Here is a 22,962-nt window from a genome sequence, read left to right on the forward strand (position 1 = left end):
TCATACCAAACCGACTCAAACCAAGCACTTACATGCTGCTTAGCAGCCCTCATATCGATGCTGGCTCAGAAAACTGCATCGCATGTAAGCGTGCATATTGCCCATTTAAAGCGAGTAATTGTGTATGCGTGCCAGATTCAATAATTTCGCCCTCATGCATGACTAAAATGCAATCGGCATTTTCAATCGTAGATAAGCGATGCGCAATCATGAAAGTGGTGCGGCCTTGCAAAAGATGCTCTAAACCGGCTTTGATATGCCGTTCAGATTCTGTGTCTAAGGCAGAGGTGGCTTCATCTAAAATCAAAATGGGAGCTTCGGATAAAATCGCCCGAGCAATGGCTAAGCGCTGGCGTTGCCCGCCGGAAAGCAAGACGCCATTATCGCCAATGACTGTATCCAAGCCCTGCGGCAATTGCTCAATAAACTCTAAAGCATGTGCGGCTTCTGCGGCTGCCCGAATCTTTGCTAAGGGCGCTGCTTGCATTTCACCATAAGCAATATTGTTTCGGATCGTGTCATTGAAAAGCACAATATCCTGCCCAACATAAGCGATTTGCCGCCGTAAATCTTGTAACCGCAGGTCTGGCAAAGGAATACCATCTAATTCAATTTGTCCAGTTTGATAATCGTAAAAGCGTACTAATAAATTCACTAGCGTCGTTTTACCACTACCTGAGCGCCCTACTAAAGCAATTTTTTGCCCCGGATTAACCGTGAATGAGATATTTTTTAAGACAGTTTTAGTTGTATTGGGATAAATAAAGCCAACATTTTTAAATTCAACTTTACCCTCGCAGCGCGCTAAACTCCGTGTACCTGTATCTACTTCTGCTGGTTCATCTAACAGCTGGAAAATACTTTCCCCAGCTGCAATTCCCCGCTGCAATTGTCCATTTAATTGAGTGAGATTACGTAAAGGGGTCAATAGCATAATCATCGCCAAAATAAAGGACATGAAAATACCGGGCGATAAAGTTTCTAGGGTAGATTCACGGGTAGCAATATAGACAATCGCCGCTAAAGCCACTGCGACTAGAAATTGCACTAAAGGCGTTGATAATAACTCGGTCAATAAACGCTTCATTTCAAGCTGCATATTATGTTCATTCGCTTGTTTAAAGCGCTGCGATTCATACTGCTCGCCATTGAAAATCCGTACGACTTTATAGCCCTGTACTAACTCATTACTAATTTGAGTGACCTCACCCATTGAATTTTGTACCTGCTGACTTAAACGCCGTAAGCGTTTAGTGGCATATAAAATTACGAGAGTAATCACTGGCAAAATAATCAATAAACCTAAACTCAGTTGCCAACTGCGATAAAACATCAAGGCTAATAGGCCAATAATGGTCGCTGTTTCTTGAATTAATACCGTAATCCCACGGGTTGCTGCTGTGGTGAGTTGATCGGTATAAAAGGTCAAATGAGAAAGTAAACTGCCAGCACTATGCCGCTGAAAATAAGGTACTGGCAGGCGTAATAGATGATTAAATACATCGCCGCGAATCTGTTGCACTACACTGCGCCCGACTAGCCCCATGAAATACCCTGAGACAAACATCGCCACACCGCGTAAGAGGAAAATCCCCATAATCCCTAACGGTAGCCAAGCAATCACGTCAGGATCACGTTGCAAGATCGCTTTATCTAACAAAGGCCCCATGATGGAGGCAAATAGGGGTTGAGTGATGGCACTAATCAGTAAGCCAAGAATCGCAAAAGAAAGATAAGGCCAGTAGCGTAGGGAATAGTTGGCCAAGCGTCGATAGACGTGTAAACCAGCAATTCGTGGGATTGATGACATGCGGGCTACTTCTGCCGCTCAGCTTGGGTAGTCGCCATCGAGAAATTAGTTAAACCTAAGCGCCCAGCGATATCCATCGCGGTGACAACAGCCTGATAATTGGCATTTGCATCCGCAGAAATTACTAAAGCAGGTGTGCCTTGCGCAGTATTTAAGACTTCAGTCATCGCTTGGAATAAGGTTTCAGGTTGGGTATTCAACACTTCCCGCCCATTTACATAATAGCGCCCCTGACTGTCAATCAATAACTCGATTTTATTCTGCAGATTTTGTGTTTCGGGATTTTTGCTTGCTGTAGGTAAGGCAATTTTTAAAGCAGAATTATGATTAAACGTCGTTGTCACCATAAAGAAAATCAGCAACAAAAACACCACATCGACCATTGAGGTCAAGTCAATATCTACATTACTGGTTTCACGTGTGCGAAACTTCATAGTTACCCTCCACTTGCCATACGCTGGCGGGCAGCTGCAATCGCTGCAGCAGCTTTTTCATTGGCCGTTGGTTGATTACTCGCAACAGTCGCGGTTGGGCGACGGTTATTCGTTTGATTGACAATTTCAATCAGCTTAACTGCCTCTTGCTCCATACTGATCACATAATTATCGACTTTAGCTTTCAAAAGGCGGTGAAAAATCACTGCAGTTAACGCTACCATTAAACCGGCTGCCGTTGTAATTAAGGCCACTGAAATCCCCTCTGCAACCGCAGCTGGATTGCCTGCACCTGCTTTAGAAATTTGGCTAAAGGAACTGATCATCCCAAACACTGTGCCTAATAAACCCATTAATGGCGAGATCGACCCAATGGTAGCCAGTGCGGGTAAATAACGCTCCAAACGATGCACCGCATGCCGCCCGGCTTCTTCAACATTTTCTTTCATCAAATGGCGCGGCAGACTACTGCTAGCTAAGCCAGTCGCCAACACACTCCCGACCACTGAGCTTGAACTTAAATTATTAATGGCATTCGAAGATACTTGCCCAGTTTCGGCTAATTTACGCGCCATTTCGACATCAGCAACGGGCATTACTTTACTGCGGCGTAAGGCCCAAAAACGTTCAAAGATAATAGCCAGCGCTACAATAGAAGCGAGAATGATCGGAATCATCATCACACCGCCAGCTATAATTATTTCTAACATGGGTTAAGCCTCGTTTACTTTTTATCAATTAGCCTAAGCATTTTACTTGCCCATTTTCCCGACAAACGGTGAAACCTTCGCTGAATACTTGATTTAGCGATTTAAGGCAGCGTCCTGCAGCCACTGCGCCACATCTTTGGCAAAGTAGCTAAGGATACCATCCGCCCCCGCGCGCTTCATCCCCAATAAAGCCTCTAATACGCAGGCTTTTTCATCAATCCAGCCATTCATGCCTGCTGCTTTGAGCATCGCATATTCACCACTAACCTGATAAACATAAGTTGGTGCTTTGAATTGATCCTTTATGCGGCGCACAATATCTAAATAAGGCATACCCGGCTTGACCATCACCATATCTGCACCCTCTTGCAGATCAAGGGCAATTTCCCATAAAGCCTCATCGCTATTCGCGGGGTCCATTTGGTAGCTGTATTTATTGCCTTTTCCCAAATTGCCCGCAGAGCCCACCGCATCCCGAAAAGGACCATAGAAACTGGACGCATATTTCGCCGAATACGCCATAATGCGCGTATGAATATGCCCTTCGCGCTCTAAAGCTTGGCGCATTACCCCAATCCGCCCATCCATCATATCGGAAGGCGCAACAATATCCGCACCCGCTGCGGCATGGGATAAAGCTTGCTTGACCAAGACCTCGACCGTTTCATCATTGACGATATAGCCTTCGGCATTCATTAAGCCATCTTGACCATGCGAAGTGAACGGATCTAAAGCGACATCGGTCATTACACCCAACTCCGGCACGGCTTCTTTCAAAGCACGTACTGCACGTTGCGCTAAACCATTGGGGTTATAAGCTTCTTCTGCTTTTTCCGATTTGGCTTCTTGCGGTGTAACCGGAAACAAGGCCATTAAAGGAATACCTAATTTGGCAACTTGCTCCGCTTCTTGCACCAGCAAATCAATACTCTTGCGCTCCACCCCCGGCATCGAAGCCACGCTCTCCCGCCGATTACGGCCCTCCAACACAAACACTGGGTAAATCAGATCATCCGTCGTCAACCGATGCTCACGCATTAAACGCCGTGAAAACTCCGCCCGACGCATGCGGCGCATACGGGTTAAAGGAAACATACCGGGGAAATCAGCCATGAGTCAGCCCTGAACTAAGAAAAGATGGAGGCTTATTTTGCCTAAAACTATGCAAGCTGACTAGGACTTGCTTGTAGCTAAGATCGCAACCGGTTTAGTCTGACTCAATAGTCAGTAAAAAAATAAACTCTTGCATACTTTCAAATTAATAATTTTATATTCTATTTTTCACCATGCACTATTTACCGCCCATCCTCGATAATTGCCCTGCTTAATCGCAAAAATTACTATAAAAACTCAACCAACAATAAACAGGCTCTCAATATGACTCCATTTGATGATGATTTTAATAATCAAGATTACAATCTAGGAAATAATAATTTTGAAAATCATATATTTAGCCACCAAGACATTGACACTCTATCTGAGTCTATTGAAACCGAACCACAAGTTGCTGAAGCCACTGATCCACTAGTAAGACGTGTCACTAACTCCTATCAAATTTTAGCAGCAGCGGTGATTCGCGCTAATCAATGCAAAACAGACTTAGAAGCAAGAATTAATCAAGCACAACAGCAAATCGATCAATATCAACAGCAACTAACTCAAATTTCTGAACAACTCATTGAGGATCAAGTAGAAACTCTGCCTCAAAATGAACAATTGGTCGTACAACAACTTGATACTATGAATGGCTGCATCCGTGGAAAACATTATAATAATTTAATGAATCGCCTCAATGAGCTTCCAAGAGCTGATTATTCAAATCTACCAACGATTATTGACTCGATGCGTGCCGAGCTTGACTTAATTGAAATTCGTGCTCAAAAAATCAAGATTTTGGAAGGTTTAAGAGAAGCTTATAGGAATCATCAGTATTTTCAAAATTACTATCAACAAGCTGATGCAGAGTTTAGAAGGCTGTTTAATCAATACTAGCACTCTATCAAGCACAACTTTTATTAACCTAATATAGTTAGCTAATCGCTAATCTTTAAAAGTTACTAAAAAAGTCCCTTGAACTTTTAAGCATAGCCTTAGAAGTTCTCTAAACCAATAACTACAGAGCTAGAACCCCAAGCCTTTATGTCTAGCTAACTAGGTCATTGAGTGTGAATATGATGCAGTACCAAACACATGCCGACTTCATGCCTTCATTACGGAATTTTTATCTTAAAAATGGCAATTATCGTAAAGCGGCTAATAAAGTTTTAGCCGCTTGGGCAAAAAGTCAAAATCAAGAATTTTTCTCAGAAACACAGGTATTCCAAGGCTTTAACATGACTCATCATGGTGAGAACAGACTACCACATTGTTTTAAATATGACTTACATGATGCTAGTCGTTTAGTCACTCAACAATATAACAATTGCTGTACCTTTTTGTTTGTGGGAACCCATGAGGAAACTGAAGAGTGGCTAAATAAAAATAATGGCCTGATAGAGGCACTACATACATCGACGGCTCAACCCGTCCTAAGACCTATTATCGCCTCATCTACCCAGTATACAAAAACCCATTTACAGCAACTTAGAATGAATATTAGTAACTTTAAAGTGGATATAGCTCAGTATGAAGCTTATTTTAAAGATACCGATATAAACCTTAGGAACTATGACGATACCGCTAGAAAAATGCTGGTTAGTCAATTCCATACCAACAATACCATTGCTTTTAAAAACCAATTAAATTCGATTAAACAGCTTACCAAAGGCAAAAACACGCAGAAAGCTATTGAGCAAGCAGAAAGTTTGGAGTTGTTTACTGACTTCATAAAAGTAAAGCTCAGATACATTGCTACTTTACAAGAATACTTAGAAGTTTCCAAAAACTTACACTAACTAAGGAATCCCTATGGCTAACACCAACGCTATTCAACTAGCTATTGAAAAACTACTTAAAGACTCAGCAGCTAATAGAGAAAATATCGAAAGAGGCAAAACTACTAGCTCCAATTTGCGTAATGAAATTCAAATCGCAAGCCTCGAACTTGAACGGGATACCTTCAGTTTACATGCTAGCGAATCTGAAAATCTTACCCGGAGTAGAACAACCGTCAGTGAGGATGATTGTAATTTTTTAAAAGCCTCCATTGATAAGATTGGCAAATACGTTAAAGATAATCAAACTGACCAAGCTCTAGCCCTCAGTGAACAACTTGAGCAGAATGTCACGTTGTTACGTAAGCGCCTCCAGTATATTGCTGAACTAGAACAGCTTTTAAAGGAATATGAGCAAGAAAAACAAATTCGCAGCAAATTAAAAGCCGTGGCTGAGGCTTTAGGTTTATCTGTACAGGCAGAAGAACCAGCGAGTGAAAATCCATCCCCTCAAGAAAGTCAGCCATTAATTGCTTCTGTCTTAGATACCTACCCCCCCGATGAGCCTGCTTTTAATCCGACCTTTCACTAAGGTATCAGTATAGCTTGCTCTTAGCTCTCAAGCGGGCAGTGATTAGCTATTCAAGCTAATCACTGTCTGAGAACTTTGCCTCCACCCCAATCCACGCTAAAGTAAGCAGCCACCATCTCTACTAGAGAGCACTATGTCAGCATCCCATTTCAATCCAGACCGCGAACAGCTGATTGCTGCCCTACAAGCCATTCGCCCTCAGCCTCTCATCTTGACCAAACCCGAAGAGCTTAAGCCCTACGAATGCGATGGCTTAAGTGCCTATCGACAAGTACCCCTCGTGGTAGTTTTGCCAGACAAGGTTGAGCAAGTGCAAGCGATTCTGAAAATTTGTCATGCGCAAAAAGTGCCGGTGGTAGCGCGGGGTGCAGGTACGGGTTTATCTGGTGGAGCTTTGCCGCATGAACAAGGCGTTTTATTGAGTTTGGCGAAATTCACTCAGATTCTGGAGATTAATCCTGAACGTCGCAGCGCCACCGTGCAACCCGGAGTACGTAATCTAGCGATTACTCAAGCGGTGGATCATTTAGGGCTTTACTATGCGCCCGATCCTTCCTCACAAATCGCTTGCACGATTGGCGGGAATGTGGCGGAAAATTCTGGGGGCGTACACTGCTTAAAATACGGCTTAACGGTGCACAATATTCTGCAAATTAAACTGGTCACGATTGAAGGTGAGCTGCTCACGATAGGTAGTCACAGCCTCGATTCGCCCGGTTATGATCTATTAGCCTTACTGACTGGCTCGGAAGGTATGCTTGGCGTGATTGTTGAAGTCACGGTTAAATTGCTGCCTAAGCCTGAGCGTGTGCAAGTCTTGCTAGCGGCTTTTGATGATGTGATTAAAGCGGGGGCTGCGGTCGGGGCAATTATTTCTGCAGGGATTATTCCAGCCGGTTTAGAAATGATGGATGGCCCTGCAATTCAAGCCGCTGAGGATTTTGCGCATGCAGGTTATCCAACTGATGCAGCCGCGATTCTGCTCTGTGAACTGGATGGAACGAATGCCGAAGTCTCTGAGCAACTTATGCGTGTCCACGATATTTTGCTCCAAAGTGCTGCGACTGAAGTGCGCACGGCCAAAGATGCTGAAGAACGCGCTACTTTGTGGAAAGGGCGCAAATCGGCTTTCCCCGCTGTGGGGCGCATTTCGCCGGATTATTACTGCATGGATGGCACAATTCCCCGCAAACATTTGCCGCAAGTGCTGCAGTCCATTAATCAATTTTCCGAAGAGTTTGGTTTGGCGGTAGCGAATGTCTTCCATGCGGGTGATGGCAATTTGCATCCTTTGATTCTGTTTGACGCGAATCAGCCGGGAGAACTCGAACGCGCTGAAGCCTTTGGTGGTAAAATTTTAGAGCTGTGTGTTCAAGTAGGTGGCACGATCACGGGCGAGCATGGTGTCGGGATGGAAAAGATTAATCAAATGTGTGCACAGTTTAATAGCTTAGAACTCAGCCAATTTCATGCGGTAAAAGCCGCGTTTGATCCTGCAGGTTTACTCAACCCCTGCAAAGCCGTACCGACTTTGCAGCGTTGTGCTGAATTTGGTGCAATGCATGTGCATCAGGGACAACTTCCCCACGCTGATTTAGAGCGTTTCTGATGAATACGAGAGATCTTAGCCAAACCCTACAAGCACAAGTCCTAGCAGCCTATGCACAAGGCACCGCTTTACAGATTCACGGTGGCAATAGCAAAGCTTGGTATGGTAATTCTACACAAGGCGAAATCTTATCAGTGGCCGAACATAGCGGGATTTTAAATTACGAACCGAGCGAATTAGTCATTACTGCACGTGCAGGCACTCCCTTAAGTGAATTAGAAGCTACTTTAGCGGCTGAAAACCAGTGTTTAGCCTTTGAGCCACCGCATTTTGCTGCAACCGCTACCCTCGGCGGAACAATCGCTTGCAACTTTTCTGGTTCGGCTCGACCCTATTTGGGCGCTGCACGCGATTTTGTTTTAGGCTGCAAGCTCATTAATGGCAAAGGTGAAATTCTTAAGTTTGGCGGCCAAGTCATGAAAAATGTTGCGGGCTATGATGTCTCACGCTTAATGGCCGGTGCTTTGGGAACTTTGGGGGTGCTATTGGAAATTTCTGTGCGGGTATTACCCAAGCCTGAAACAACACTCAGTTTAGTCAAAACCTTAAGTGCCAAAGATATGTTACAACAAGCCAATGCTTATGCACGCTTACCTTTACCGCTAAGTGCTTGTGCTTATATAGACGGACAAGCTTATCTACGCTTAGCAGGGAGCGAAGGTTCAGTCAAACAAGCTGCGAAACTAATGGGCGGTGAACCTTTGCCGGAACATGAAAACTTCTGGTTCAAGTTGCGTGAACAGCAATTCGCTTTTTTCCAAACCGAGAAGACTCTCTGGCGTTTATCCTTACCGGCAGATACCGATGTGTTAGCAGAACTAGAGGGTGAGCCAATTTATGACTGGGGAGGCTCTCTACGTTGGCTAGTCAGTGATTTAGACGCAACATTGATTCGTGAAGCAGTGACTAAAGCTGGGGGACATGCGACTTTATTTCGGCGTTCTGCTAAACAAACACAAACGACTGTTACCAGTTTCCAGGCATTAAGCCCTGAGCTAATGCATTATCATCGCCAGCTTAAACAAGCCTTTGACCCGAAAGGTATTTTCAATCCGAATCGCTTGTATATTGGGCTTTAAAAGGGACTACGATGCAAACTAAGTTAAGCGAGCACTATAAGCATAGTGCGCAAGGCCAAGAAGCCGAAGCGATTTTACGGGCTTGTGTGCATTGTGGCTTTTGTACAGCGACTTGCCCGACGTATCAGCTTCTAGGGGATGAATTAGATGGACCACGCGGGCGGATTTATCAGATTAAACAAGTCCTTGAAGGTGCTGCAGCGACATCGACTATTCGCACCCATTTAGATCGTTGTTTAACTTGTCGGTCTTGTGAAACCACCTGCCCTTCGGGCGTGCGTTATGGACGTTTAGTAGACATTGGGCGGGAACTTGTCGAGGAACAGACTGAGCGCCCTTGGTTAGAACAAATTCAACGCAAAGCTTTACGCAGCATCCTCCCTTACCCACAACGCTTTCGTTTATTGCTCGCCTTAGGTTATTTAGTTAAACCGGTGCTACCCACCAATTTAGCGAAGAAACTCCCTGCTCAACAAGGTAAACGTTATCAATGGTCAGCGAAAACTCAGCCGCGTAAAGTGCTCGCTTTTGATGGTTGCGTGCAAACGGTGCTTACACCCTCCACTCATGCCGCCGCCGCCCGTGTTTTGGAAAAGCTAGGCATTGAATTAGTCAGGGTACCGCAAGCGGGTTGTTGTGGTGCAGTCAGCCAACATTTAGCCGCACCGGAAGAAGCCTTGAACTTTATGCGTCGCAATATTGATGCGTGGTGGCCTGCGATTGAAGCCGGTGCTGAAGCGATTATGTTTAGCGCCAGTGGTTGTGGCGTAATGCTGAAAGACTATGTACAGCTACTCAAGCACGATACGGCCTATGCCGCTAAAGCTGAGCGTGTTTCTGCTTTGGCAAAGGATTTAAGCGAACTACTTGTTGAGGCTGAGTTTGGCTCGACGCAGATTCCAGCACATTTAAAAAAGATAGCTTTTCACAGTCCTTGTACTTTGCAGCATGGCTTGAAACTCAATGGCGTGGTTGAAAGTATTTTGCAAAAAGCAGGGTTTGAACTAACACCTGTTGCCAATGCGCATTTATGTTGTGGCTCAGCAGGCACTTACTCAATTTTACAGCCAGAGCTTTCCCAGCAATTATTAGCGAATAAACTGGATCATTTACAGGCTCATCAACCCCAAATCATTGCTACTGCCAATATTGGTTGCCAAATGCATTTAGCGAGTGAGGCTAAGATTCCTGTTGTGCATTGGATTGAACTCCTCGACCAAGCCTTGGCTGATCCTATCTTTAACTAAAACTGCACTAAAATTAGGCCGAGGTCTTTTTTTTCTAAACAACCGCCCTTATCTTCTCCCTCAAGACAGACTGGCTTAGAAGGAAATTTGCATGAGTAATACTAATGAGCTGCTCAGTAAAAAGTTGGATAAATTAGCTTGGCTACTCGACAACTCGATTAAAATTCCGGGAACTTCTTGGAAAATCGGCTTGGATGGCCTATTAGGTTTGATTCCAGGTATAGGTGATTTAGCTGCTGGCAGCTTATCGACTTATATTCTTTATCAAGCTGTTAAACTGAAAGTGCCTAAAGCCATTCTTGCCCGTATGACTTTGAATATTCTGCTTGAAAGTGTGATTGGCGTCATTCCAGTACTGGGTGACTTATTCGACTTTATATTCAAAGCCAACCAACGTAATGTCGACTTAATGCGCCAATATGTGCTTAACCCTAAAGAGACCACTCAGCGCAGTACCTTAGCTGTAGTGGGGGTAATAGTAGCCTTATTCTTAGTAATGGGCTTGATGGTCTGGGGAATGTTTGCGCTGGTCGCTGCGGTTATTCATGCGCTTTAATAAGCTCTGCTTGAACTAAGAAAGACCTGCTTTAGTAGGTCTTTCGGCTAGTCAATTTCATTCTTAGCGATTAGAGCTAATCACTGTGACGAGCTTATTTAAACAAAACTCGAGTTCAGCTTCAGGTACAAAAGCATGCCCCAAGACTAGTTTAGCTTTGCAATGAGTTTTGTCTAACTTAAAACTACTGTAGACAGCACCGCCTAATCCAGCTGCTTTCAATTTACGCTGCAATTCAGTTGTATTTATTTCTTTTCGCAATTCTACTAATAAATTCATACCACTTTGCGAGGGCATAATCTCCAACAAGTCTTGTGCATATTGCTGTAAATACTCAGTACATCGTTTGCGCCGCTCATTATAAATTGCCCGAGTCCGCGCTAAATGTTGCCCTAGGTAGCCATATTGGATAAATAAAGCGAGTTGCTGCTGAATACTATAAGTGGGCTGTAAACCTAAAGTATTAATAGCAGCACAAATGTCCACCCCAATAGCCTTAGGCACGACCATCCAACCTAAGCGTAGATCGGGCAACATCAATTTGCTCATCGTACCAATGTGGATGACTTGCTCCGCATGTGGGTGCGTGAGTAACGAAGGTGTGGGATGTTGTTGATAGCTGTATTCAGCAGCATAATCATCTTCAATCAACCAAGTATGCTGGCGCTGACTATATTGCAACCAAGCCTCGCGGCGCTGCATACTCATAACAGAACCTGTGGGGTATTGCGCGTTTGGCGTCAACACTGCTAGTTTCGCTTTAAGACCCTCAGGCACTAAAGCCCCTTCGGCATCTAAACTTGTGTAATGCAATTTTAAACCTGCTTGACGTAAAGCTCCCTCTGCCCCTGCCCAACCTGGCTGCTCGACTATGCCAAGATCACCTGTTTCAGTGAGTAAGCTGGCTAATAAGCTTAAAGCCCCTTGAGAACCTGTGGTGATGAGTAAGCAATTCAAATCATCAAGTTGAATACCACGATATTGAGCAAGAAAATTCCGCAAACTGAGCTTTAGCGCTTTTAGGCCACCTGCACGTTGATAAATCCCTTGGGTTTGCTGCCAAGCCTCGCGACTCAAACTTAGCCATTGTTGATGCGGAAAAAGACTTAAATCAGGTAAGCCTGGGGTTAAAGGCAAAGCTGGCTCTTGAATAATATACTGGCGCGCTTGAGCGATGGTTTGACCACGAGTGGATAAAGACAGGGCACGTTTGCTAGTTTTCACTAAACTGGGTGCTACTTGCTGATAGCAGACCTGAGTTCCTCCCTTGCCAAAACCTGCCACTAAGCCATCAATGCGTAACATTTCATAAGCCTCTACAATCACTCCACGCGATAGTTTTAAGTTGTCAGCTAATTCACGGCTAGCCGGTAAACGCTCACCGTAAGCTATTTCACCGCGTATAATTTGCTGATGTAATTGCCCATACAGTTGGCGGGCTAAAGGTACGGACTGTTCACGATCAAGACAGAGCTGAGCAATTTTAAGTGGCATTTATGGTCTATTGAGAGCTGATTTATGGCTCTTTTCATTAAACCATAAAGTCATCTAGGCTAGCTGGAAATTTTCATTTGGAGCAAGATATGGCAAGAACTCGCGATCAAGCGCCCAGTAAACGCGCAACCGTCAAACAGACAGCAGCTAGAGCAGATTATGAAGCAGCGACTTTATACAAGATTATTGATGAAGCTTTAGTGGGCACTGTTTCTATTGCAGTTGATGGCCAACCCTTTGCTTTGCCCATGATGGTCGCACGCATTGATAATCATATTTATCTACATGGCTCACGCACTTCACGCATTATCAAACATCTGACGGCCGGCCATGAAGCTTGTGTCGCTTTCACTTTAATTGATGGCATTGTGGTGGCTCGCTCGGGGATGAATTGCTCGGCAAATTATCGTTCGGCAGTAGTGCACGGCAAAGGTGAAGCGGTCGAGGGTGCTGAAAAAGCTGCACTTTTGCATCAGATCACCTATACGCTTATTCCGGGGTCAAAAGGAGATTATCGCGAGCATTTGCCAGAAGAGTTAAAAGCAACTTCCTTAATTCGCATTCCCTTAAATGAAGCGGCCTGTAAAGTGCGTACTGGCGGCCCCAAAGATGATCAAGACGATGTGAATCTGCCTCATTGGGCTGGAATAATTCCTTTGACACATGTCTATGGTGAACCCATACCTGCGGCTGATTTACCATCAGGGATTGAAACACCGGATTATGCTTTGAAATTTCCACTGCGAGACTAAAAGGGAAGCTGAGCAAGCTTTACAAGCTTGCTCAAATCGGCGGCAACGCACCTTTTAATAAGACTAAAGCACCCGTTTCAGTGCGTAAGCGTCCATGATACAAACCCTTCTCCGCAAAATGATAATCACCCACTCCGAGCTTTAAATCACCCAGCCACAAATCACCTTCTAGCATCAAGCATTCTTCAGGATAAGGATGTGGGTGACCTGGCATTTCAAAGCCGGGGGCTAAGCGCGCCAGATAAGTGAGTAAATCAGAGTTACCTTCTTGATGCAGAATTTTGATTTTCGCACCGGGTAAAGGCTCAAGCCATTCGCCTTCATGCGCACGAATCGTCTTGAAACCGGGTTGAATAGCCGCCTCTTCAGCATGAACTTGGTCAAGAAGCTTAAGGCGCATCCGTGCTTGTAAACCCATTGGCAACGGATAAGCTGCTTGATTTTCAGCTAATAATTCAAAAACGTCTTGCTCTAGCCCAGTGTTCATAGTTAATGGTTCGTTACTGCTATTCATAAATACCCCCAGTCGGGTATACGCTCGTCAATGCGGTACGCAACACGGCTTGTGCACGGCGCAAGACTGTTTTCACGGTTCCCAGTGGCTCTCCTGTATAATCTGCAATTTCTTGATGGCTCATCCCCCGATAAAAGGCCAAATTAATCCAATGACGCTGTTGAATATCTAAAAGCTTGAAAGCAGTCTCTAAACGCTCAGCCTGTTCGATATGAACAAGCTGCTCCCAGGGACTTAAACCCTGTTCATCGACTGCATCAAAATCCTCAGCCATCGGTAATTGCTGCTTAGTAACCGTGGCTTCTCTACGCATCGCATCAACCGCACGGCTATGCGTCATCATCATTAACCAAGCTAAAGGTGTGGCCTGTGCTGATTGATAGCTGGCGCGATTGCGCCAAGCCTGTAGATAAACATCATTCACAATTTCTTCCGCTAAGGCTTGATTGGAAGTGATACGCATCGCCAAACCAAAAACATAGCTCACGGTCAAATCATAGAAGCGACCTAAGGCCTCTTGCTGACTATGTTGCATACGCTCAACGAGCGCATAAAGTTCGGTCTGATTATTCACTACTAATCACTACGCAGGGCAATGAAACTTAGTTTAACATAGACCATTATAGGCATTCTAATAAGCGTAGTGGGTCACAACCGAGATTGCGTGTCTTAGGCAAACAAAACTGTATCAAAAGCACGCTCAACCAACCAAACACTGGCTAAAATCAGTGTGAAAGCGGCAGTTCCATAGAGAATCGGCACTTGATACAGCTTGCTGGCACGCAACACATAAGCCAGCGGAAACAGTAATAAAACCAGAATCAATTGCCCTAGCTCTACCCCCAAATTAAACCCTAGCAGTGCTTGAAGCAGTGCTGATGGCGGCATTTCCAACTCCATCAACACACTCGCAAAACCGAAGCCATGTAATAAGCCAAAGCTAAAAGCTAGCCACCATTGGTCATGCTTTACAATCGGGTAAAAGATATTCAAAGCCAACACAATAATAGAGAGCGCAATCGCCGACTCGACTAAACGCGACGGCAAACTGACCAGATTCAGTGTCGCGAGCGAGAGCGTAATTGAATGCGCCACAGTAAACGCAGTAATCACTTTCAGCAAATTCCACAACGCAGGCCGAAAGCTAGTAACCTCTTCCCAAGTATGATTTTTCACACGTAATACAGCGGGCAAAATCAGCATACTAATAAACAGTAAATGATCTAAACCAATCCAAATGTGATAAACACCTTCGCCGATATAATTCACAAACGTCGACCAAGCACTAAGCTGCTCAGGTGAAATACTTAAGCTAGGCTGCTCTTTCGAGAAAATCATCGAGCTAGTATGGATACCTTCACGCTGATCCAGCAGAACGCCGCGATGGGTCGGGTCAAGATCAAACAGCAACTGATAATTAAACTGCAGCTTAGTATTTGCTGCTAAAGAGCACGTCGGCATCAGCATTAAGACTGCATAAGCACCATCGGTATGCTCATCAATCTGCATGGCTTGCAAGCCCAAGCTACAAGTGTTTTCATCTTGACTTAACTTCAAACGGCTCAAGGCATAAGCACTAATTTTTGTTTCCTGCTGTGTAAGCTCCCCCCAAGTGAGTTGCCCATCTTGATTGCTATCTAAGCCCAAGGCTTGCTCTAAATCACGTAAGGCAATATCCCAACGCACTAAGCCATCTTTTTGTAAAAACAGATAACTATCGCTAGGTTTATGGGCTAGCGCAGGCGTGGTTAAGGAAAAACAACACAATAACAGGAAGCCTTTGAGCCAAATTTTCATAATGTTTGCTCTACTGGAATTTGCACTAAGAGTGCTTGTAGACGTGCATCTTGCTGTTCAGTTTGTGCAAGCCAAACCTGTACTTTTCGTGCTGTGACCCAATCCTGATTGGCTAAAGCGGCGCGCAATAACAAAGTGGTATCTTCTGCTTCTTTTTGCTCGGCCCAATTGGCTTGTGCTAAGGCTAAAGCCTGTTTGGAGTCCCCTGCAAAACTCAATAAATAGAGTGCCTCATCACGGCGATGTAAACTCGATTGGCGTAACCGTGCCGCCTCATAGCGCGCTTCTAATTGGTGGCGATAAGCTTGAGTTTGCTTAGTTTGTTGAGCTTGTTGACTTGCAAGTGCTAAACGTAAAAGTAAAGCATCATCGCTGCCTTTATCTTTTAGTAGGGTTAGGACTTCTTGTGGGCGTTGCTCACTTAAGAGAAAGTCGCTGTAGACGCGCAATAAATAATTATCTCGACGCTTGATAGCTAAAGCTTGTTGAAAATGCTCCTCAGCCAATGACAGCTTACCCAGGCGCCAAGCTATTTCAGCAAGATTAGTCGTTACCCATTGTTGTAACTCTAGTGAGTTTTGGTTAAAGCTAGGAAGCAAACTGGCCTGTAATGCATAAGCACGTTCAGCGTCTCCGGTAAAACTTAAAACTTGACTAAAGCACAGTGAACCGTACCAAGTAGAAGCTTGGGTCAAGAGTGCATTGCAAGTTTTACGCGCTGCTGAATAATCCCCTTGTACCCATTGCACCACTGCCAGGGTGAGCCAGCCTTGACTGGAATTAGGTTGAAGCCGCACTAACTGCTTTAAATCTTGTAAGGCCGCTGCATAGTCATGTTGATGCTGGCGCAAAGTAGCCCGCAACAATAAGACCTCAGGCGGTGGAGTTGCCTCTGTCCACCACGGCTGTAGCACCGTTTCAGCATAACCGTAATAGCGTGGATCAGCCTCACTACGACCTAATTCAATATAGAGACGCGCTAGACCCACATTTGCTTCCAGTGAATAAGGGTCTTGCTCTAAAACACGTTTAAAACTACGAATAGCCTCTGAATTAGCTTGCAAATAATTCGGTAAAACGGCCACCACAGTTTGTTCAGAAGCAGGTATATAGGCAGCAGCTTGCAAACTAGTACTTAAAGTTAAGCTGCAAAACCAAGAGCCAGCCAGACTCCAGTAGGAAAGGGAGGTTTTAGTAAAGCGTGGTTTCATCTGACTGACTCCTAGTTTGCAGCTTGAACTTAAGCGGTAAAAATTAGTTCGGAGAACCTGCTAGCGGTGTCATCAAATAAGGGAAACTATCACTAAACTGCTCGGCACTCTGCAACACACCATCGGTATAAGGCAGATTGCCACTAGTGGCTTGATCCGGTGTGCAGAGATTTAAACCTAAATGGCAGAGTAACCCCATAGCGACGCGAATTTCTGCATCCACCACATCATCACCTGGGCGCCGACCATTTGGGAAACCAGCCGCATCACCGGCCGCTACCCCTAAATTCTTTTGCTCTGCCTTGGCAGTAGGCGCGATATTCATGTTCAACCGCAGCATCTCACCCACCGAGCCATTTTCATTCACCCCCTTTAAGCCAGTCAGAAAAGCAGCGACTAAATCAGGCCTACCACTTACCGTTGGTGCTTGCACGCCAAATAAAACATTCAACAAAACAGGCAGTGTCGGCTTAGTCACATAATCAAGGAATTGCCCATCATCTTTTGGTTGGCTGGCATTGAAACGATTCTTATCCGGTAAACCAATCACCACTTCATTCACTAAAGGCATGCCTAAGCGAGAGACTTGTATCCAAGGGCCAGACGAGCGTTTGGCGCGGAGATTTTTCGGCTCTTCTAATAAGGAACTCGTTTGGGGCAAACTCGCTGTTGTCCAGAGACCAATAATGCCAGTCCCTCTACCTTTCAAGCAGGCAATCGGTACTTCTAAAGCAAGCGTAGTGACGTTTTTATCATTCAAGGCATCAACTTCACCATCGGTCGCTCCTACCGGATCGGTATTCACTAAATCAAAGATTTCACCCAAATTCACTGCAAATGAATCTTTACGTTGCCCCACAAAGACTCTGCCCATCTGTGCTTGGCTAGGGCAGCCATTCAAACGCACGGAGTGAACAAATGTGTTTGCATACTGCTCATAGCTTTGGGTACTAAACGTTTTAGCGCCGATATTATCCAAAGGTTTAGCGAAGATAGGATGATCGGTGGCAGCATTCATAGCCTGCATTGAATCCCCTGTACGCCGATCCCCTTTAATTACATTTAGGGTATAAAACTCACGGAAGTTAACCGCTGCTTGATCTTGTTTGGTCACTGGCCCGACATTAACTAAAGGCACTGGAATATTTTTACCATCAATCGGTAAAGCAATCCCCTTACCTTCATTCCCTAAACGCTGATTAAAATCGAATTGGAAGGTTAAATCTTCTTTAGCATCGCCATTATTATCAACATGAATTTCGTAAATCGCATCGGGCGACATACTGAAATAATTTGGCCCACCATAAGCATCTTGCAAGGGATTATAATTAGCGATCAACGTCACAAAACCTGCACGCCCCGCCTCGTAACTGCGAAAGGCATAAAAATCCGTTGCGTCCACTTTCGGGTTTTCAGTAATAAAGGGGGCTTCGCGATGACTAGATGCTTGTACTGCACTGGTAATAGCTAATGCCAAACAAGTCATTGGCAGCATCATTAATTTTAGTTTCATAGCAGTTTCCTCGACTTAGAATAATGAAGGTTTAAGTGTTTAGTGAGTCACTTAAAACTCATTACGCAGTGAGTTAGAAACTGGATTTAACTACAAGCTAGCGATTTGAAAATCATGCAGGGCATTGAGAAAAACTCACTCAGCCGTGCTAGCAAAACGAGCGCGGCTGAACCTTTTGAATCTGTTACTCACGTCCTTCTTGCAGATGATAACTACGCACCCGTCGACCGTCGGTTTCAACCGAATGCAGATGCACATCATAGCCCCACAAACGATGCACATGGCGCAGCATTTCGTAACAGTCATTACTCAAAGGTCGCCGATTATGCATATGATGATAGAGCGTCAATGACCGATCTCCACGAATATTCACGCTTTCGACTTGAATATCCGGCTCTTGAGAGCTGAGATTATATTGCTGAGATAAAGTCTCACGCAGCAAGCGATAGCCTTCATCATTATGGATCGCGGTGACATCAATCACATTACGCCGATCATCATCTTGCAAGGCGAAGAAGTGGAAATCACGCATGATTTTTGGTGACATAAATTGCAAAATGAAACTCTCGTCGCGATAGTTGCGCATTACATGATCGAGGGTGCTAATCCAATCAGAACCGGCAATATCCGGGAACCAGCGTTTATCTTCATCAGTAGGGTTTTCACAAATGCGCCGAATATCCTTCATCATCGCAAAGCCTAATGCATAAGGATTGATGCCAGAATAATAACGGCTATCGAAATCGGGTTGCATGACGACATTGGTATGTGAAGTCAGAAACTCCATCATAAAGCCTTCATTGACTAAGCCTTCATCATACAACTCATGCAAAATCGTATAATGCCAGAAAGTTGCCCAACCTTCGTTCATCACTTGAGTTTGGCGCTGTGGATAAAAATATTGTGCCACTTTACGTACAATCCGCACAATTTCCCGCTGCCAACCTTCTAAAAGCGGCGCATTCTTTTCAATGAAGTACAAAATATTTTCTTGGGATTCAGCCGGAAATTTCTGAATCTCAATAGTTTCGTCCACCTGTGCCTTACGTGGCAAAGTCCGCCATAAGTCATTGATATGCTGTTGAATATATTGCTCACGCTCTTGCTGGCGTAAAGCTTCTTTGGCCGCTGAGATGGGTACAGGTCGTTTATAACGATCTACACCATAATTCATTAATGCATGACAAGAATCGAGCAGCAATTCTACATTGTGCACACCATAGCGCTCTTCACATTGGGTGATATAGTTTTTAGCAAATAAGAGATAATCAACGATAGCTTCCGCATCGGTCCAACTGCGGAACAAATAGTTGCCTTTGAAGAAAGAGTTATGTCCATAACAAGCATGTGCAATCACCAAAGCTTGCATAGTCAGCGTATTCTCTTCCATCAGATAAGCAATACAGGGATTGGAGTTAATCACAATCTCATAAGCCAGCCCCATACGCCCACGTGAGTAGTTCTGCTCTACATTGACGAAATGCTTACCATACGACCAGTGATTATAAAAAACGGGCATTCCAATCGAAGCATAAGCATCCATCATTTGATCAGAACGAATGATTTCAATTTGATTAGGGTAAGTATCTAAACGGAATTTATCATGCGCAATCCGCGCAATTTCACGGTCATAGGCCTCGATGGTTTCGAAGGTCCATTCCGAGCTAGTCGAGAGATAATTTTTATTCATCTTTTAGTCCTACAAGGTAGGGAAATTGCTGCGTCTCTACCGCTAACGCAGGCTAGTTATCACTACTCTAGCAAAGGATACAGGTCGAGAGTAGTGAAATATCAACAGGCTTAGGCTTCTTGCAATACTGCTAGCTAAGTGCTTCTTTCAGCTTATTTTTAAGCAGATGAACCTACTCTGACTATGCATTATTACTTGTAAATAAATTAAGGCTAATGCTACTTTGTTTGTTTTTACTACTATCTAGCGCAATGGAGGCTGCTTATGCTACGAAGTACATCAATTCAATTGCCACGTTTAATTCCTTTATTATCAGCAAGCATTTTTTATACTGTTTCGCCTAATCTGTTAGCAGATGTTAATACCGAACTGGCTAAGCTACTCAATAAAGATCCAAACCTACAAGTCACATGGAATGAAACCCACACCCAGCCTGTTTATCTCAATGGGCAACTCAGTGTAGGTCAATACCGTAGTGCACAACAATTAGTGGATACATTTCTCCAACAACATCGTAGCCTACTTGGCTTAGCACAAAACTCTAACCTCGTAGTCACGCAAAGCCAAATGACTGCTGCGGGTGAAATGCTTAGCTACAAGCAAATGCACCAAGGTTTAGAGGTAGTTGGAGCTAAGTTAGTAGCTAGAGTTTCTCAAGGAAAATTAAACACTTTAGCTAACCATCTAGTCGCTGACCTAACTATTGATGCTAAACCGAGCATTACACAGACTAGTGCTCTCAGTTTAGCGACTCAAGAGGTGGGCGATTCAAGCTTAACTGCTGAAAAGGTTGATTTAGTCTATTTGCAATGGGAAGGAGTTACCCATCTCACTTGGCGGATTCTATTTCCTCAGCAACAACTGCCCTTAGCTCGCTATCAAGTTTGGGTAGATGCCCACAGCGGTGAAATTCTTATTACTGAAAATCGTATTGAAAGTTTTTCCCGCCCACAGGCAAATAGTAGTAAAACTTTAGCTAAGGTTTTTGTTCCTAAAAACTTACCCAAATTGTTTAGTTTAAATGCCTTATGGTCTGATGCTTCACGATCTAGCCCCGCAACTGGCGAAGGTAAAGGCTTAGATGGTGAATTAAAAACCTTTCAGACGACTCAGCAGGATAATGGAACCTACCTTCTTTATAGTCGCCAAGGTAGCAAGCCGACTTTAAGTTACTCCACTTCTAATTATAACTACAACACGGGTGAAATCGGCCTTTTCCAAGATGAAGACAATCTTTGGGAGGATCCTAGTGCGGTGGATGCTTACACTAAATCCATCATTACTATGGATTTCTATCGAGAACTAGGTGCTCTCAATACTTGGTACCCTAACAGTGGATTTACTGCGGGTATTAACTCAGTAGTACATATACGTAACTTTGATACTGGGTTAGATAATGCCTTCTGGGATGGCCAAATTATGGGGTACGGCGATGGGGATGTGTTCTTTCGCCCTTTAGCAGGCTCTTTAGATGTAGTGTCCCATGAACTAACTCATGGTATGACAGAGGCGACTACTAACCTCATTTACTGTAATGAGCCAGGCGCTCTCAATGAATCATGGTCAGATGTGATGGCCATGCTCTTAAGCCTAAAACGTGGGGATACTAAACCTTACCTCTTGGCTGAAAGCATCATGAAAATTAAAAAAACAAACCAGGCTTATTATGCTCTACGTCGTATGGACGATCCCGCTTTTCGCTCTGATAGTTACCCTGAGAATGACTATTCTTTAAAACGTTTACAAAAAGGTAACAGAGTTTGGGGACAACCAGCTCATGTTCATGAGCAATATCAGGTTAGACGTTGTACTCTTGATAATGACCTAGGGGGAGTACACATCAACTCAGGCATTGTCAATCGAGCAGCTTATTTGATCAGTAAAAGTTTAGGTGATAAAAAAACTAGCCGTATCTACTATCAGGCTCTGTTCTATTTATCCTCTACCGCAAGCTTTAAGGATGCACGTGCCGCCCTTAAGCAAGCAGCTACCGATCTATATGGTGCAGATAGCGAGGCAGTTGAGCAAATCGAATTAGCTTACGATACCGTTGGAATTAAATAGCCTGAGAATGCAAGGGTAGATTTTAATTAAACCCTACCCTTTTAGTGTGGCGTGGTTAATCAAAGACTAGTCTACTATAAAATTACACTAGGCTTTTGAGCAAATAATTCGACCCCTGGAGCAATTTGCTGCCATAAATCAAAGTTTGCCTCCTTCCTAATTAACTGATTTTGCACTAGCGGAATTAATTGAGAGGCTTTGTTTAAATGTACTTTTAACTCCTGAGCTGTTTGATTTGCAGGCAAAGCATCCGTCATTCGCCCTAAGTCATCCATAATATGGCCAATCTGGGTTAATGGGCAATGAGGACTAGGAATACACTTAATAATGTCAAAATCTTTAAAGATCTCTCTTAGACCCATGGTTGTCATGTTAAAATAATGATGCGGGTAACCATGCATATGTTGCATAAAAGCAGTTAAAATATACACTCTCCCCCCTGGCTTTAAAACACGAAATATTTCTTTGGCTGCTACCCACGGAGCATATAAATGCTCAAAAACAGCTAGAGAAAATACAAAATCAAAGGTATTGTCTTCAAAAGGTAATTGATGTGCGTCAACTACATAGTCTAGATGGGTTGAGTAGATAAAAGCATCTGTTTTGATCAAATTCGGTGCATCACAGACATCGACACCAGCACCTAACTCCAGCATTAAGTCATTTCTAGCAAATGCATTATTGATTCGTGGTATTCCGACATTCTTACTATTAATCCGATTAAGTAGTTTTTGCCCTGAATAATAATCTAACCGCTCATCAGCCTCAGTGACTCTAAGAATCGGAATACCTTCAATAGCCTTTCCTTGAAAGCCACAAGCGCATTGCAATCCAACATAAAATTTTGGCCAAACGGACTGGCAAACAGGACATCTTAAAACTACTGCAGAACTGCTCAAACTTAAAACTCCTTGAGTTTGTTTAGGTTTAGCTTCCTAAAAATCAAATGATCTCAAACGGAGTCACATTAAACAAGCAATCTGAACGAACCATTGTTTTTCTGCAAAGAAAGGCGTG

General features: G+C 44.0%; 21 protein-coding genes. 9 read left to right on the plus strand and 12 right to left on the minus strand.

Translation table 11 applies throughout. The features are described from left to right. Positions 1-49 precede the first annotated feature (49 nt). From msbA to hemB, 4 genes are all read right to left on the minus strand, one after another. Complete coding sequence (gene msbA / locus Q0230_RS17300; RefSeq protein ID WP_298612181.1) at positions 50-1,810, minus strand: lipid A export permease/ATP-binding protein MsbA; 1,761 nt, start codon at positions 1,808-1,810, stop codon at positions 50-52. Positions 1,811-1,815: 5 nt separating this feature from the next. Then, positions 1,816-2,244, minus strand: coding sequence for a biopolymer transporter ExbD (locus Q0230_RS17305; RefSeq protein WP_298612184.1), 429 nt, complete (start codon positions 2,242-2,244; stop codon positions 1,816-1,818). Positions 2,245-2,246: 2 nt separating this feature from the next. Next, positions 2,247-2,954: a MotA/TolQ/ExbB proton channel family protein gene (locus tag Q0230_RS17310; protein ID WP_298612187.1), complete on the minus strand. Its 708-nt coding sequence runs from the start codon at positions 2,952-2,954 to the stop codon at positions 2,247-2,249. Positions 2,955-3,047: 93 nt separating this feature from the next. After that, positions 3,048-4,067 (minus strand): porphobilinogen synthase, encoded by a 1,020-nt coding sequence (hemB, locus tag Q0230_RS17315; RefSeq protein ID WP_298612191.1) that lies wholly within the window; start codon positions 4,065-4,067, stop codon positions 3,048-3,050. Positions 4,068-4,331: 264 nt separating this feature from the next. Here hemB and Q0230_RS17320 point away from each other — a divergent pair, with 264 nt between their 5' ends. The 7 genes from Q0230_RS17320 (at position 4,332) to Q0230_RS17350 (ending at position 10,910) form a co-directional block, all read left to right on the plus strand. Beyond that, on the plus strand, positions 4,332-4,946 hold the full coding sequence (locus Q0230_RS17320) for a hypothetical protein (RefSeq protein ID WP_298612195.1): 615 nt from the start codon (positions 4,332-4,334) through the stop codon (positions 4,944-4,946). Positions 4,947-5,125: 179 nt separating this feature from the next. Then, a complete protein-coding gene (locus tag Q0230_RS17325) occupies positions 5,126-5,848 on the plus strand; it encodes a hypothetical protein (protein ID WP_298612198.1) in 723 nt (240 codons plus the stop codon). A 13-nt stretch (positions 5,849-5,861) separates the two neighbouring features. Continuing rightward, a complete protein-coding gene (locus tag Q0230_RS17330) occupies positions 5,862-6,419 on the plus strand; it encodes a hypothetical protein (RefSeq protein WP_298612202.1) in 558 nt (185 codons plus the stop codon). 133 nt (positions 6,420-6,552) lie between these two features. Continuing rightward, positions 6,553-8,028, plus strand: coding sequence for an FAD-linked oxidase C-terminal domain-containing protein (locus tag Q0230_RS17335; protein ID WP_298612206.1), 1,476 nt, complete (start codon positions 6,553-6,555; stop codon positions 8,026-8,028). Then, positions 8,028-9,107, plus strand: a complete 1,080-nt coding sequence (glcE, locus tag Q0230_RS17340; RefSeq protein ID WP_298612209.1) for a glycolate oxidase subunit GlcE — start codon at positions 8,028-8,030, stop codon at positions 9,105-9,107. The genes Q0230_RS17335 and glcE overlap by 1 nt, the downstream gene beginning before the upstream one ends. Before the next feature lie 11 nt (positions 9,108-9,118). Further along, on the plus strand, positions 9,119-10,354 hold the full coding sequence (gene glcF / locus Q0230_RS17345; RefSeq protein WP_298612212.1) for a glycolate oxidase subunit GlcF: 1,236 nt from the start codon (positions 9,119-9,121) through the stop codon (positions 10,352-10,354). 91 nt (positions 10,355-10,445) lie between these two features. Next, positions 10,446-10,910 carry a DUF4112 domain-containing protein gene (locus Q0230_RS17350; RefSeq protein WP_298612215.1) on the plus strand — a complete coding sequence of 155 codons (465 nt, stop codon included), beginning with the start codon at positions 10,446-10,448 and terminating at the stop codon, positions 10,908-10,910. Between the two features lie 63 nt (positions 10,911-10,973). On the opposite strand, the gene Q0230_RS17355 is transcribed toward Q0230_RS17350, so the two are convergent. Further along, a complete protein-coding gene (locus Q0230_RS17355; RefSeq protein WP_298612218.1) occupies positions 10,974-12,404 on the minus strand; it encodes a PLP-dependent aminotransferase family protein in 1,431 nt (476 codons plus the stop codon). A gap of 89 nt (positions 12,405-12,493) precedes the next feature. Here Q0230_RS17355 and Q0230_RS17360 point away from each other — a divergent pair, with 89 nt between their 5' ends. Further along, positions 12,494-13,156: a pyridoxamine 5'-phosphate oxidase family protein gene (locus Q0230_RS17360; RefSeq protein WP_298612222.1), complete on the plus strand. Its 663-nt coding sequence runs from the start codon at positions 12,494-12,496 to the stop codon at positions 13,154-13,156. 31 nt (positions 13,157-13,187) lie between these two features. On the opposite strand, the gene Q0230_RS17365 is transcribed toward Q0230_RS17360, so the two are convergent. The 6 genes from Q0230_RS17365 to Q0230_RS17390 form a co-directional block, all read right to left on the minus strand. Continuing rightward, on the minus strand, positions 13,188-13,670 hold the full coding sequence (locus Q0230_RS17365) for a cupin domain-containing protein (protein WP_298612225.1): 483 nt from the start codon (positions 13,668-13,670) through the stop codon (positions 13,188-13,190). Further along, positions 13,663-14,244, minus strand: coding sequence for a sigma-70 family RNA polymerase sigma factor (locus Q0230_RS17370; protein ID WP_298612227.1), 582 nt, complete (start codon positions 14,242-14,244; stop codon positions 13,663-13,665). Before Q0230_RS17370 ends, Q0230_RS17365 begins: the two co-directional genes overlap by 8 nt. 95 nt (positions 14,245-14,339) lie before the next feature. After that, complete coding sequence (locus Q0230_RS17375) at positions 14,340-15,467, minus strand: HupE/UreJ family protein (RefSeq protein ID WP_298612230.1); 1,128 nt, start codon at positions 15,465-15,467, stop codon at positions 14,340-14,342. Next, positions 15,464-16,678 (minus strand): tetratricopeptide repeat protein, encoded by a 1,215-nt coding sequence (locus Q0230_RS17380; protein WP_298612233.1) that lies wholly within the window; start codon positions 16,676-16,678, stop codon positions 15,464-15,466. Before Q0230_RS17380 ends, Q0230_RS17375 begins: the two co-directional genes overlap by 4 nt. Before the next feature lie 43 nt (positions 16,679-16,721). Further along, positions 16,722-18,191: a DUF4331 domain-containing protein gene (locus Q0230_RS17385; RefSeq protein ID WP_298612236.1), complete on the minus strand. Its 1,470-nt coding sequence runs from the start codon at positions 18,189-18,191 to the stop codon at positions 16,722-16,724. Between the two features lie 184 nt (positions 18,192-18,375). After that, positions 18,376-19,881: a SpoVR family protein gene (locus tag Q0230_RS17390; protein ID WP_298612239.1), complete on the minus strand. Its 1,506-nt coding sequence runs from the start codon at positions 19,879-19,881 to the stop codon at positions 18,376-18,378. A 264-nt stretch (positions 19,882-20,145) separates the two neighbouring features. On the opposite strand from Q0230_RS17390, the gene Q0230_RS17395 reads away from it, so the two are divergent. Continuing rightward, on the plus strand, positions 20,146-21,945 hold the full coding sequence (locus tag Q0230_RS17395; RefSeq protein ID WP_298612242.1) for a M4 family metallopeptidase: 1,800 nt from the start codon (positions 20,146-20,148) through the stop codon (positions 21,943-21,945). Positions 21,946-22,019: 74 nt separating this feature from the next. On the opposite strand, the gene Q0230_RS17400 is transcribed toward Q0230_RS17395, so the two are convergent. Further along, positions 22,020-22,844 (minus strand): class I SAM-dependent methyltransferase, encoded by an 825-nt coding sequence (locus Q0230_RS17400; protein ID WP_298612245.1) that lies wholly within the window; start codon positions 22,842-22,844, stop codon positions 22,020-22,022. Positions 22,845-22,962 lie beyond the last annotated feature (118 nt).

It is taken from the genome of uncultured Thiothrix sp. (genome assembly GCF_937876535.1).
Classification (GTDB): domain Bacteria; phylum Pseudomonadota; class Gammaproteobacteria; order Thiotrichales; family Thiotrichaceae; genus Thiolinea.

Coding starts and splice junctions, on each gene's coding strand:
- Q0230_RS17390 (WP_298612239.1), bottom strand. CDS start 19,881: ATGAATAAAAATTATCTCTCGACTAGCTCGGAATGGACCTTCGAAACC.
- Q0230_RS17330 (WP_298612202.1), top strand. CDS start 5,862: ATGGCTAACACCAACGCTATTCAACTAGCTATTGAAAAACTACTTAAA.
- msbA (WP_298612181.1), bottom strand. CDS start 1,810: ATGTCATCAATCCCACGAATTGCTGGTTTACACGTCTATCGACGCTTG.
- Q0230_RS17350 (WP_298612215.1), top strand. CDS start 10,446: ATGAGTAATACTAATGAGCTGCTCAGTAAAAAGTTGGATAAATTAGCT.
- Q0230_RS17325 (WP_298612198.1), top strand. CDS start 5,126: ATGATGCAGTACCAAACACATGCCGACTTCATGCCTTCATTACGGAAT.
- Q0230_RS17335 (WP_298612206.1), top strand. CDS start 6,553: ATGTCAGCATCCCATTTCAATCCAGACCGCGAACAGCTGATTGCTGCC.
- Q0230_RS17375 (WP_298612230.1), bottom strand. CDS start 15,467: ATGAAAATTTGGCTCAAAGGCTTCCTGTTATTGTGTTGTTTTTCCTTA.
- Q0230_RS17360 (WP_298612222.1), top strand. CDS start 12,494: ATGGCAAGAACTCGCGATCAAGCGCCCAGTAAACGCGCAACCGTCAAA.
- Q0230_RS17380 (WP_298612233.1), bottom strand. CDS start 16,678: ATGAAACCACGCTTTACTAAAACCTCCCTTTCCTACTGGAGTCTGGCT.
- hemB (WP_298612191.1), bottom strand. CDS start 4,067: ATGGCTGATTTCCCCGGTATGTTTCCTTTAACCCGTATGCGCCGCATG.
- Q0230_RS17365 (WP_298612225.1), bottom strand. CDS start 13,670: ATGAATAGCAGTAACGAACCATTAACTATGAACACTGGGCTAGAGCAA.
- Q0230_RS17385 (WP_298612236.1), bottom strand. CDS start 18,191: ATGAAACTAAAATTAATGATGCTGCCAATGACTTGTTTGGCATTAGCT.
- Q0230_RS17395 (WP_298612242.1), top strand. CDS start 20,146: ATGCTACGAAGTACATCAATTCAATTGCCACGTTTAATTCCTTTATTA.
- Q0230_RS17355 (WP_298612218.1), bottom strand. CDS start 12,404: ATGCCACTTAAAATTGCTCAGCTCTGTCTTGATCGTGAACAGTCCGTA.
- Q0230_RS17310 (WP_298612187.1), bottom strand. CDS start 2,954: ATGTTAGAAATAATTATAGCTGGCGGTGTGATGATGATTCCGATCATT.
- Q0230_RS17320 (WP_298612195.1), top strand. CDS start 4,332: ATGACTCCATTTGATGATGATTTTAATAATCAAGATTACAATCTAGGA.
- Q0230_RS17305 (WP_298612184.1), bottom strand. CDS start 2,244: ATGAAGTTTCGCACACGTGAAACCAGTAATGTAGATATTGACTTGACC.
- glcE (WP_298612209.1), top strand. CDS start 8,028: ATGAATACGAGAGATCTTAGCCAAACCCTACAAGCACAAGTCCTAGCA.
- glcF (WP_298612212.1), top strand. CDS start 9,119: ATGCAAACTAAGTTAAGCGAGCACTATAAGCATAGTGCGCAAGGCCAA.